Genomic DNA, 12493 nt, shown 5'->3' with positions numbered 1-12493 from the left:
CCCTGGTTTCGTAACCTGATTACGCCGCGTCTGCAGCGCTGCTGTGCACACACTCCTCGAGGAAGGTGAGGAGCTCTTCTCGATACTCGTAGTAGCGGGGATGGTCGAGGACGGTCTTGCGGCTTCGCGGCCTCGGAAGATCGACGGCCATGATCTTTCCGATCTGTGCACGCGGACCGTTCGTCATCATCACCACGCGGTCGGCAAGCAGGATCGCCTCGTCGATGTCGTGCGTCACGCAGATCGCCGTCACGCGCGTGCGCGTCCAGATCTCCATCAGCAGCTCCTGGAGCTCCCAGCGCGTGAGCGCATCGAGCATGCCGAACGGCTCGTCGAGCAGCAGCAGCTTCGGAGATAATGCGAACGCGCGCGCAAGACCGACACGCTGTTTCATTCCGTTCGAAAGCTCGCCGGGCTTGCGATCCATCGCGTCGGCCAGCCCTACCCGCGACAGATAATATTCGGTGATGTCGCGGCGCTCGGCAGCGGCAACGTGCGGATAGACGCGATCTACTCCGATCGCGACGTTCTCGCGCGACGTCAGCCACGGAAGAAGGTTCGGCGCCTGGAAGACGACTCCGCGATCCGGACCGGCAGCCTCGACCTCGCGGCCGTCGAGGATGATTCCGCCGCCGGTCACGTCGGTAAGGCCGGCGGCCATCGACAGCAGCGTCGACTTTCCGCAGCCCGAATGTCCGATCAGCGAAATGAACTCGCCTTTGGCGACATCGAGATCGATCCGGTCGACGACCGTGAGCAGACCGTCCCTGGTCGGATAGGTCTTGGTGACCTGCGAGAACTCGACGAACCGCCGGCTGTCGTGGACGTGGCTGCGGCCGAGATTGCGAAGCACCGCCGGCAGAGGTTCGCCGGCATCTTCCGACGGAAGCCGCGGCGGCGAGAGATCCTTCGTCGTTACCATCCGCGCGGGCCTCTTCACCTTGCTCAGGTTTTTCGGGACGGCGGTCGGAGCCTCGCGCTGATCGTCCAGCGGCACCGCGCGCGAAGCGGCGAGGTCGAGCAGGTATTCGGTGATCTCGCCGCGAAGCTTTCGATAAGCCGGATCGTGGTTGACGGCGCGGCGATCGCGCGGGCGCGCAATGTCGACGCGAAATTCCGGCCCGAGCGTCGCACCCGGCCCCGGCGTCAGCGGGACGATGCGGTCCGCGAGCAGCAGCGCTTCGTCGACGTCGTTGGTCACGAGCACAATCGTGCGCTTCTGGTGCCGGCGGATGTGTTCGAGCTCGTCCTGCATGTTGGCACGCGTCAGCGCGTCGAGCGCCGACAGCGGCTCGTCGAGCAGCAGGATCTGCGGCCTCGTGGCGAGCGCGCGGGCGAGCGCGACACGTTGCCGCATGCCGCCCGAAAGCTCGGCCGGATGGCGGTCGCACGCGTGCGCGAGCCCGACCAGCTCGACGTACTTGCGAACCTCGGCCGCGCGCTCGCCGCGCGAAAGATCCGGCGAACATGCATCGACCGCGAGCGCAACGTTGCCGGTCACCGTGAGCCACGGAAACAGCGAGTAGCTCTGGAAGACGACGCCTCGATCCGGGCCTGCACCGGTGATCTTGCTTCCCCGCAGCCGGATTTCGCCCGCGTCGGGCGCGAGCAGCCCGGCCAGCATCGAAATCAGCGTGGTCTTGCCGCTGCCGGAGAATCCGACGATCGCCAGGAACTCCCCGTCTTCGATCGAAAGGTGGATGTCCGCGAGGACCTCGGTCGTTACCGAACCGCGCACGTAGGTCTTTGCGATGCCGTCGAGCTCGAGCAGTGCCATCGCTCAGCGCCTCTCGTAGCTGAACAGGCCCTGGATCGTCATCATCACGCGGTCGAGCAGAAAGCCGATGCTGCCGATCGCCAGCACGGCAACCATGATGCGCGCCAGAGAATCCGAGCTGCCGTTCTGGAATTCGTCCCAGACGAACTTCCCGAGCCCCGGATTCTGCGCGAGCATCTCGGCGGCGATGAGGACCATCCAGCCGACGCCGAGCGAGAGGCGAAGGCCGGTGAAGATCAGCGGCAGCGACGACGGCAGCACGAGCTTGAACAGCCGCGTGCGCCAGTCGAGCTGCAGCGTGCGCGCCACGTTGATGAGGTCGCGGTCGATCGATGCGACGCCGAGCGACGTGTTGATCACCGTGGGCCACAATGAGCACAGCGTCACGGTGATCGCCGAATTCAGGAATGATTTCTCGAAGGCCGGGTTGTCGCTCACATAGACGGCGCTGACCACCATCGTGACGATCGGCAGCCACGCCAGCGGCGAGACAGGCTTGAACAGCTGGATCAGCGGGTTGAACGCGGCGTTCATCGTCGGGCTGAGCCCGCAGACGACGCCAAGCGGAATCGCGACGATCGATGCCAGCAGGAAGCCGACGAACACGGTCTTCAGGCTGGTAAAGATCTGGTCGATGAACGTCGGCCGGCCGGTGTACTTGCGGACCACGACCTCGGCTTTGGGGTCCGCGGCAAGTTTTTCCGCATTGCGAACCGCCTGGTGCTCGTAGAATGCGGCCGCTTCGGCTCTTCCGGCCTTGTGCGCGTCCCACAACACGACTGCCTGGTGCGCAACCGCAGCCGGTCCGGGAATCTGCCCGAGGCTGGTCTGGACTCCAGCCGACAAGCGGCTCCACAGCAGCAGGAAAACGCCGATGGCGACCAGCGGCACGCCGACCAGCTGCCAGAGCTCGCGAAGCTGTTCGCGCGGATCCTCGCCGCGCAGCAGCTTTACCATCGGCACGACGAATCCGAGCCCTGCCATCGTCAGGCCTCGAAGCAGCGAATCGATCGACAGAGCACGCGAAAGCCTGCCGCTCGGCAAAGGCGCGGGCGGAGCAGGCACTATCTCGGCGTCCTCCTCGTCCTCATGGTGGGTCACGACCGGCATCAGAATCTTCATATCGACCTGTCCGCTCACATTCGCCTCCGGCTGTGCACCAAAAAAAAGACGCCGACCTTCGCGTGCGGCGACAACCAGGATGTCGCGCGCGAGAGTCGGCGTCGCTGCCGTGCGATCCCGCTGTTGGGATCGCGTGGCCGTCCATGCGGTTTGCGCAGCACGCGCAGTCCGCGGTCGGCCTGGCCGGCACAGTGCAACCCATGTGCCATCGAATCGGAAGGTGTGCAGCAAGTGTGTGGAATGAGGAGTGGCGCACACTTACGCCGCGACGCGGCAACGCTGACTTCCGCGCGTGCACACGCGCCGTGCACCCGAGTCGTGGCATTGCATGAAATCCGTGCAGCGCGAGCGACGAATCAGATCGGCTCGTCGCCTTCGAAGCCATCGACGTATGCGCGAACGTCCGATGGATCGAAGATGCGATCGTCGAGGAAACCACATGGAGCGATTCGAAGCCTGCCCCTGGAGGAAGGAAGCTCGATCTCCGAGTTGCTTGCGCCTTCGATCTTCGAGTCGGTTGCAGGGATGTCGACATCAACCGATGCGAGCGCACGACGGTACAGATCGGGACGGTACGTCCTGACCGAGCGTGCGAGGCCCGCTTCCGACCACACCGTCTGTCCCCAGCGCACCATCTGCGAATAAAACCAGAGCGCATGACTGGTCCACGGAAACGTCGCAGCGTTGCGCAGCGAGATATGGAAGTCGTCGACTTTGGCGACGGGCATGGCCTCCGAAAGCGTGAAGACGCCGGAAAGTGCCGGCTCGATCATCTCCGGCGCGGCGCCGACATAGCTCGGTTCGGCGAGGATGCGCGCCAGCTCGGCGTGGTTGCCGGCTTCGTCGCACCAGACCGCAGCGCGGTAGAGGCTTCGCATCAACGCGAAGAGGTCGTCGGTGCGACGCTCTGCCCAGTCGAAACGGCAGCCGAGAACCTTGTCCGGGCACTGACGCCAGATCGCCGTGGTCGGAAACTCGATGCTGCCGACTCCGCCGGCCACCGCGGCGCTGTTCCACGGCTCACCGGCGCAGAAGCCGTCCACATAACCGGCGCGCATCGAGTCGGCGAGCAGCGGCGGCGGAATGACGACGATGCGGACATCGCGATCGGGGTCGATTCCGACCGCGGCGAGCCAGTAGCGAAGCGTGTAGTTGTGGCACGAGAACGGAAAAACCACGGCGAACGTGAGCGGTTCGAGCCCGAGCGCGCCGCGCTGGCGGACTACGCGCCGCAGCGCCTCGCCGACGTCGAGCGCGCGGCGGCGCCATCCATCGGACGTGCGAGGCGGCAGGCCCGACGGCGCGCCTTCTCTGTACACCGCATCGCGCAGCGCCGTCGAGAACGTGACCGCGTTGCCGCCGAGGCCGAGCGCGAACGGCGCGATCATTGGAACTGCGACGTGGCGAATCCCGAGCGTGGAGGCCACCGTCATCGGACCGAGCAGGTGCGCGGCGTCGAAATGGCCGACGATCAGGCGGTCGCGGATGCTCGCCCACGACGATTCCCGCACCAGCGTCAGGTCGATTCCCTCGGCCGCAGCGAATCCTTTCTCGCGCGCGACCGCGAGGAACGCGCAGTCGACGAGCGGGATGAAGCCGACCGTCACCGGCATGAGATCGCTCATCGCAGCAGCCTCGACGCGGTAACGACGCTCTGGGCCACGTCCGGAATCCGGCGGTTTTCGTTCATCGCGGCCTTGCGCATGAGCTCGTAGGCGCCGGCCTCGTCGACGCCGCGTGCTTTCATGAGGATTCCCTTGGCGCGCTCGACGAGCTTGCGTTCCTCGAGCGCCTGGCGCGTGCGGTCGAGCTCGTCACGAAGCTTGCTGAATGCATTGAAGCGGCTGACCGCCGTGTCGAGAATCGAGCGGATCCTTTCCTTGCGCAGCCCGTCGACGACGTACGCACCGACGCCGGCGTCGACGGCGGCCTCGATCATGCCGCTGTCGGATTCGTCGACGAACATCGCGATCGGGCGGTGGACGCAGCGCGAGACCTGGAACATCTGTTCGAGCACGTCGCGGTTGGGGTTTTCGAGATCGATGAAGATGACCTCCGGATCGACGTCGACGATGCGTCGCAGGAGGTTGTCCATCTCACGGATGATCGTGACGTTCTCGTAGCCCGCCTCGCGCAGACCGTCCTCGACGATGGATGCCCGGATGCTGTCGGGATCCACGACGAGAATGCGCAGCGACGGCTCGGTCATCCGGTCTCGTGCGGATCTGTGCAGCGGAAATACAAAACAGGCCTCGCCGGGTGCTGAGCAACGTCCATGCCATCGGCCGTGCGCCGGCCTATCGATGGGCGCCGCGAGGCATCGCGAGCGACAATTCGCACGCGGTTCGCACCCGGGACCGATACCGGCGTGATGGCTGACGGACGGGTCTGAAGAGCCCGGGCGATGCCCGAATTGCGTGCAGATGCGACGCGATGCTCGACGCTTGTGCATCTCGTCTCGTCTTCCCCAAGCCGCGGATTTCGCAATTCGAGCGTTTCCAACGGTGTTTTTGCGAGCTGCCTGACGCGGCAGTCGTGGCACGTGCGTTGCAGTTACAGCCGCCGAGTGCCGGTTCATCTCCGCCGGCACGAATGGAACGGGCCTAGTGTGGGGTCCGAAGGGCAGCGCTGCCGACAACCGGATCCATCCGAAAGGATGGTCCGCCTTGTCGGCAGCGTTTTTTTTGGGTCGAGGAATCATTGGATGGAAACGCGAAGCACTGCCGGACTCGTCGTCGTAGGCAACGGCATGGTGGGCCAGCGGTTTCTCGAAACCATCGTCGCGGCAGCGCCCGGCCTCGCGATTTCCGTCTTCACCGAAGAGCCGCGCGCCGCATACGATCGCGTGCAGCTGACGTCGCTGTTTTCCGGAAAGACCGCGGGCGACCTCTCGATGGTCGAGCCGGGGTTCTTCGAAAAGCACGCGATCACGCTCGAGCTCGACGACCGGGTCGTCTCGATCGACCGCGACGCGAGCGTCGTGCGCACGGCCGCCGGCCGCGAAGTCGCGTGGGCCGTGCTCGTGCTCGCGACCGGCTCGGCTCCGTTCGTTCCGCCGGTGCCGGGCCGCGACCGCGAAGGCTGCTTCGTCTACCGCACGATCGAAGACCTCGAGGCCATCCGCAATGCCGCATGTGCTGCGAGGGCGTCGGCGAATGAGCGCGCAGCACGCGGTGCGGTAGTCGGTGGCGGCCTGCTCGGGCTCGAAGCGGCCAAGGCGCTTCACGATCTCGGCCTCGAAACCCACGTCGTCGAATTCGCTCCGCGCCTGATGGCCGTCCAGGTCGACGACGCGGGCGGAAGCCTGCTGCGGCGCAAGATCGAGAGCCTCGGCGTCACGGTCCACACCGGGAAGAACACCCTCGAAATTGCCGGCAGCGACACGCATCCGCACCGGATGCAGTTCGCCGGCGGGAGCGCGCTCGACGTCGACGTAGTGGTCTGGTCGGCCGGCATTCGCCCTCGCGACGAGCTCGCCCGCGCATGCGGTCTCGAGGTCGGCGCCCGCGGCGGAATCGCGATCGACGGCCGCTGCCGGACGAGCGATCCGGCGATCTATGCGATCGGCGAATGCGCCGTCTGGCAAGGAAAGACGTTCGGCCTGGTCGCACCCGGCTACGAGATGGCCCGCGTGGCAGCCGCCGACATCGGCCGCCGCAACCACCAAAGCGCAACGGGCGAGGATGATGCGGAGTTCGCGGGCGCCGACATGAGCACCAAGCTCAAGCTGCTCGGCGTCGGAGTCGCGTCGCTCGGCGACGCACACGCTGCGACTCCCGGAGCGCGCTGCTGGTCGTTCGTCGACGGCAGAAGCGATTCGTACAAGAAGATCGTCGTCAGCGAAGACGGCAGCCGCCTGCTCGGAGCGATCCTCGTCGGCGATACCGACGATTACGGCTCGCTGCTGCACCTCGTCCAGAGCGGAAGCGCGATCCCGGACGGGCCGGAAGCGCTGATCGTGCCGGCGCGCGACGGCGCTCCTGCTGCATCGAAGGCCGAGCTGCCCGACGCGGCGCAGATCTGCTCGTGCAACAACGTGAGCAAAGGCGCGATCTGCGCAGCGATCTCGGGCGGCTGCTCGACCCTCGGCGCCGTCAAATCGGCGACCAAGGCCGGAACCTCGTGCGGCGGATGCACGTCGCTGGTCACGCAGATCCTCAACGCCGAGATGGCCAGGCGCGGCGTCGCGATCGATCGCAGGCTTTGCGAGCACATCCCGTTCTCGCGCCAGCAGGTCTTCCATCTCGTGCGCAGCGGCAACATCCGCGACTTCGACACGCTGATTGCGAAGCACGGCCGCGGCCGCGGCTGCGACATCTGCAAACCCGCCGTCGCGTCGATCCTCGCGTCGTGCTGGAACGAGTTCGTGCTGTCGCCGGATCGCACCCCGCTGCAGGACACCAACGACCGCTACCTGGCCAACATGCAGAAAGACGGCACGTATTCGGTGGTGCCGCGCGTTCCGGGCGGAGAGATCACGCCGGAAAAGCTGATCGCGATCGGCGAGGTCGCGCGCAAGTACAGGCTGTACACGAAGATCACCGGCGGACAGCGCATCGATCTTCTCGGCGCGCATCTGCATCAGCTCCCGCTCATCTGGGAGGAGCTGATCGCTGCCGGTTTCGAGTCCGGCCACGCATACGGAAAGGCGCTGCGCACGGTCAAATCGTGCGTCGGCTCGACGTGGTGCCGCTACGGCGTGCAGGACAGCGTGGGTCTCGCGATCCGGCTCGAGGATCGTTACAAGGGCCTGCGCGCGCCGCACAAGATCAAGCTCGCCGTGTCCGGCTGCACGCGCGAATGCGCGGAAGCGCAGAGCAAGGACGTTGGCGTCATCGCAACCGAGAACGGCTGGAACCTGTACGTGGGCGGCAACGGCGGCATGAAGCCGCGTCACGCCGACCTGCTCGCGACGGGCCTCGATGAGGCCACGCTCGTCCGCTTCATCGACCGCTTCCTGATGTTCTACGTGCGCACGGCCGAAAGGCTGCAGCGCACCGCCACGTGGCTCGAGCATCTCGAAGGCGGCCTCGACTACCTGAAGGCGGTCGTCTGCGAAGACTCGCTCGGCATCGCGAGCGAGCTCGAGGCCGACATGGCCTCGGTCGTCGCGAGCTACGAGTGCGAATGGAAGAAGGCCGTCGAGGATCCGGCCACGCTTCGCCGCTTCCGCCATTTCGTCAACGACGACCGCAAGGATCCCGACGTGCTGTTCGTCGAGGAGCGCGGTCAGATCCGGCCGGCCACGCAACAAGAGCGGCTCGAGCATATCGGGGGGAATTCATGAGAACCGCGACGGCAAAGCTGGCAACGCCCGCACCGGCGGCCACCACATGGCGCGACGTCTGCGCGCTCGACGACATCCTGCCGGATTCCGGCGTCTGCGCCCTCGTCGATGGCCGCCAGATCGCGATCTTCCACACGACGTCCGGCGTCTACGCCATCGACAACGCCGATCCGATCGGCGGGGCCAACGTGCTGTCGCGCGGCATCGTCGGAGACATCGGCGGTGAGCTCGTCGTGGCATCGCCGCTGTACAAGCAGCACTTCAACCTCGCGACGGGACGCTGCCTCGAGAATCCGGACGTCGCGGTCGCAACACACCGGGTGCGCCTCATCGAAGGGCGGGTGATGGTCGAGCGCAAGGTCGTGCGCGCGCCGATCCCGCTGAGGAAACGGCGGCTCGTTCTGGTCGGCAACGGCATGGCGGGAATGCGCGCGCTCGAGGAGCTGCTCGCGCTCGCACCCAATCGCTACGAGATCACCGTCTTCGGCGCCGAGCCGCGCGGCGGATACAACCGCGTGCTGCTCTCGAGCGTGCTCGGCGGCGACAAGACGTTCGACGACATCGCCGGACACGACCGCGCCTGGTACCAGAGCCGGGGAATTACACTGCACGCCGGCGATCCGGTTACGCGCATCGACCGCGTACGCCGCGTCGTCGAATCGGCCGGCGGCGTGCGCTGCGAATACGATCGGCTCGTGCTCGCTACGGGCTCGGTTCCGGTCGAGCTCGACGTACCCGGCAGTGACCTGCCCGGAGTGATCCGCTTCCGCACGGTAGACGACGTCGAAGAGATGCTGCGCGTGGCCGGCGGCGGCGGTCACGCGGTCGTGATCGGCGGCGGAATGCTCGGAGTCGAAGCGGCCTCGGGGCTTCTCCAGCGCGGCATGACTGTCACGATCGTGCACCGCTCCGACACGCTGATGAACCGCCAGCTCGACCCGGAGGCCGGCCGGCTGCTGCGCGAATCGCTCGAGCAGCGCGGCATCGCCTGCCGGACCGGCACACGGACGCTCGGGTTCGGCTCGAACAGCGAAGGCCGCGCGGCAAGCGTGATGCTGGACGATGGCAGCGAGCTTCGCGCGGATCTCGTCGTGACTGCGCTCGGAATCCGGCCGAACATCGCTCTTGCCGCCGCGGCCGAGCTGCAATGCGGACGCGGCATTCTGGTCGACGACACGATGCAGACGTTCGATCCGCGCGTCTACGCGATCGGCGAATGCGTACAGCATCGGCGCGTGACGTTCGGCCTCGTGGCTCCGCTGTGGGAACAGGCGCGCGTGTGCGCGACGCATCTCGCCGAGCTCGGCGTCTCGCGCTACCGCTCGCCGCTTGCGCCGGCGCAGCTCAAGGTCACCGGCGTCAGCGTCTTCTCTGCGGGAGACGTGCGCGGCGGCAGCGGCGCCGAATCGATCGTGCTCAAGGATCCGGCGCGCGGGATCTACAAGCGGCTCGTGCTTCGCGACAACCGCATGCAGGGAGCGCTGCTCTACGGCGACGTCAGCGACGGCGCGTGGTACTGCGAGATGATGCGCGACGGCCGCGACGTGGCGTCGATTCGCGAAGCGCTGCTGTTCGGCGAGGCCCAGGCGAACGCGGGAGCCCGATGAGCGAGCAGCCGACTCCGGTGCGCACGACGTGCGCGTACTGCGGCGTCGGCTGCGGGATCGTCGCGACCACCGCTGACGGCAATACGACGATCGCCGGCGACGCCGCACATCCGGCCAACGGCGGGCTGCTGTGTTCGAAAGGCGCAGCTCTCGCCGAAACGCTCGGCCATGGCGGACGTCTTCTTCGTCCGCGAGTCCACGGGCGCGATACCGGCTGGGACGAAGCTCTCGAGCTCGTCGCACACCGGTTTCGCGATACGATCGCAAAGCACGGCCCGGACTCGGTCGCTTTCTACGTATCCGGGCAGCTCCTGACCGAGGACTACTACGTCTTCAACAAGCTGATGAAGGGATTCATCGGCTCGGCCAACATCGACACGAACTCGCGGCTTTGCATGTCGTCGTCGGTCGTCGGCCACCAGAGGGCGTTCGGCGAAGACATCGTTCCGGGCTGTTACGAGGATTTCGATCTTGCCGATCTCGTCGTGCTCGTCGGTTCGAACCTGGCGTGGTGCCATCCCGTGCTGTTCCGCCGGCTCGAGGACGCGCGCCAGCGGCGACCCGACATGCGCATCGTCGTCATCGACCCGAGGCAGACGCCAACCGCCGGCATCGCCGACCTGCATCTTGCGATCCGCGCCGGCAGCGACGTGGAATTGTTCAACGGGCTGCTGGCTTGGCTCGATCGCGAAGGCTGCCGCGACTACGACTTCCTCGAAGAGCACACGATCGGTGCAGTCGAAGCGGTTGCCGCGGCGCGAGAGAGCGCAAGATCCTCGGCCGTCGTCGCAGCCGCCTGCGGTCTCGCGGTCTCCGACCTCGAAGAGTTCTACCGCATGTTCGCCGCGACCGCGCGCGTCGTGACGGCGTTCTCGCAAGGCGTCAACCAGTCGTCGTCCGGATCCGACAAAGTCACGAGCATCGTCAACTGCCATCTGCTGACCGGTCGCATCGGCAAACCGGGCATGGGTCCGTTCTCGTTGACCGGACAGCCGAACGCGATGGGCGGCCGTGAAGTCGGCGGCATGGCGAACATGCTCGCGGCGCACATGTCGCTCGACGACCCGGGACACCGGCGCATCGTGCAGGAGTTCTGGAAGAGCCCTCGCATCGCGTCGCGACCGGGACTCAAGGCGGTCGACCTGTTCGAAGCGGTGCGCGAGGGACGCATCAAGGCGCTGTGGATCGTCGCGACCAATCCTGCCGTCAGCCTCCCGGCGGCCGATCGCGTGCGCGATGCAATCGCGAGCTGCGACTTCGTCGTGGTTTCCGACTGCGCGGCGGACACCGATACGGCCGTGCTTGCTGACGTGCTGCTACCGGCTGCCGCGTGGGGCGAGCGCGACGGTACCACGACGAACTCCGAGCGCCGCATCTCGCGACAACGCGCGTTCCTGAATCCGCCCGGCGAAGCCAGGCCGGACTGGTGGATCCTGAGCAGGGTTGCCGAGCGCATGGGTTATGCCGACGCGTTCGCGTTCGAATCGGTCCACGAGATCTTCGACGAGCATGCGCGACTGTCGTCCGCTGGCAACGACGGCGCGCGTGCATTCGATATCGGCGGCCTGGCCGGACTGTCGGCGGAGGAGTACGAATCGCTCGAGCCGATCCAGTGGCCTGTACCCGAGCGCGGTCATCGCGGAACGGCGCGACTGGCCGAACATGGAGCATTTTTTCATCCGAGCGGCTGCGCGCATCTGGTTCCGACGACGCCGCGGCGTCCGTCGCACGAGACGTGCATGCGTTTCCCGTTCGTCCTGAACACCGGACGCATCCGCGACCAGTGGCACACGATGACGCGCACCGGCACCTCGCCGCGTCTTTCCGATCACATGCCGGAGCCGTACGTGGATCTCCACCCCGATGACGCCGCGACAATCCGGCTCGACGACGGCGACTTCGTCAAGGTGACGACCGCGTGGGGGGCGGCCGTCCTGCGCTCGCGAACCAGCGGTGAGATGCCGCGCGGAATGTTGTTCGCACCGATGCACTGGAGCGACGCGAATTGCGCTTCAGGCCGCGTCGGTGCGCTCGTCAATCCGGCCGTCGATCCCGCGTCGGGCGAGCCCGAGCTCAAGCATACGCCCGCAGCGATCGAACGGGTCGTGCCGGCCTGGCACGGCGTGCTGTTCGGACGCACCACGCAGAAAGTTCCGGATGCCGAGCTGTGGACCAGGGTCTGCGGCGACGGATTCGTGCGCTTCGAGCTCGCGGGCCTGCGGCCGGAGCAGGATCTCGCCGCACGCGGACGTCTGCTCCTCAACGTGCAGCCGGGCCGCGCGGACCTTCTCGAGTACGCCGACGAAGGCGCTGGAATCTATCGGGCGGCCATCGTCCGCGATGACCGGATTGCCGCGTGCGTTTTCCTGTCGCGTCGTGCGCAAATGCCGTCACGCGACTGGATTGCCGGCCTGCTCGCAAAACCCGCGCTCGACGAGAACGATCGCATGGCGTTACTGGCCGGAAGGCCGCTTGCCGGAGCGACCGACAACAGCCCGATCATCTGCTCGTGCTTTAACGTGCGCCGCTCGGCGATCGACGAAGCGATCGACCGGCACGGACTGCAGACGCCGGAAGAGGTCGGCAGTTGCACCAGGGCCGGCACCAACTGCGGATCCTGCGTCCCCGAGATCCGCACGCTGCTCGGCGTGATCCTCGCCAATCGAAGCCGCGCCGCCTGATCCCTGCTTTCGAGTGATC

The 12493-nt window shown here is 66.5% G+C and carries 7 protein-coding genes; 3 read left to right on the top strand and 4 right to left on the bottom strand.

All coding sequences use genetic code 11. From position 1 onward, the window contains the following. Nucleotides 1–19 precede the first annotated feature (19 nt). The 4 genes from VN634_22150 to VN634_22135 form a co-directional block, all read right to left on the bottom strand. Nucleotides 20–1777, bottom strand: a complete 1758-nt coding sequence (locus tag VN634_22150) for an ABC transporter ATP-binding protein (GenBank protein ID HXC53606.1) — start codon at nucleotides 1775–1777, stop codon at nucleotides 20–22. 3 nt (nucleotides 1778–1780) lie between these two features. After that, a complete protein-coding gene (locus tag VN634_22145; protein ID HXC53605.1) occupies nucleotides 1781–2917 on the bottom strand; it encodes an ABC transporter permease in 1137 nt (378 codons plus the stop codon). Nucleotides 2918–3255: 338 nt separating this feature from the next. After that, nucleotides 3256–4524, bottom strand: coding sequence for a CmpA/NrtA family ABC transporter substrate-binding protein (locus tag VN634_22140; protein ID HXC53604.1), 1269 nt, complete (start codon nucleotides 4522–4524; stop codon nucleotides 3256–3258). Next, a complete protein-coding gene (locus tag VN634_22135) occupies nucleotides 4521–5108 on the bottom strand; it encodes an ANTAR domain-containing protein (GenBank protein ID HXC53603.1) in 588 nt (195 codons plus the stop codon). The genes VN634_22140 and VN634_22135 overlap by 4 nt, the downstream gene beginning before the upstream one ends. Nucleotides 5109–5603: 495 nt before the next feature. On the opposite strand from VN634_22135, the gene nirB reads away from it, so the two are divergent. The 3 genes from nirB to VN634_22120 are packed head-to-tail and all read left to right on the top strand — an operon-like array spanning nucleotide 5604 to nucleotide 12474. Continuing rightward, on the top strand, nucleotides 5604–8186 hold the full coding sequence (gene nirB / locus VN634_22130; GenBank protein ID HXC53602.1) for a nitrite reductase large subunit NirB: 2583 nt from the start codon (nucleotides 5604–5606) through the stop codon (nucleotides 8184–8186). Next, nucleotides 8183–9793: a nitrite reductase small subunit NirD gene (gene nirD, locus VN634_22125; GenBank protein HXC53601.1), complete on the top strand. Its 1611-nt coding sequence runs from the start codon at nucleotides 8183–8185 to the stop codon at nucleotides 9791–9793. Before nirB ends, nirD begins: the two co-directional genes overlap by 4 nt. Continuing rightward, entirely contained in the window at nucleotides 9790–12474 is a 2685-nt protein-coding gene (locus VN634_22120; protein ID HXC53600.1) for a molybdopterin-dependent oxidoreductase, read from the top strand. Before nirD ends, VN634_22120 begins: the two co-directional genes overlap by 4 nt. Nucleotides 12475–12493: the final 19 nt, after the last annotated feature.

The organism is Candidatus Limnocylindrales bacterium (assembly GCA_035571835.1).
In the GTDB taxonomy this organism is placed as follows: domain Bacteria; phylum Desulfobacterota; class Binatia; order UBA1149; family CAITLU01; genus DATNBU01.
This window is presented reverse-complemented; position numbering and strand designations above follow the sequence as displayed.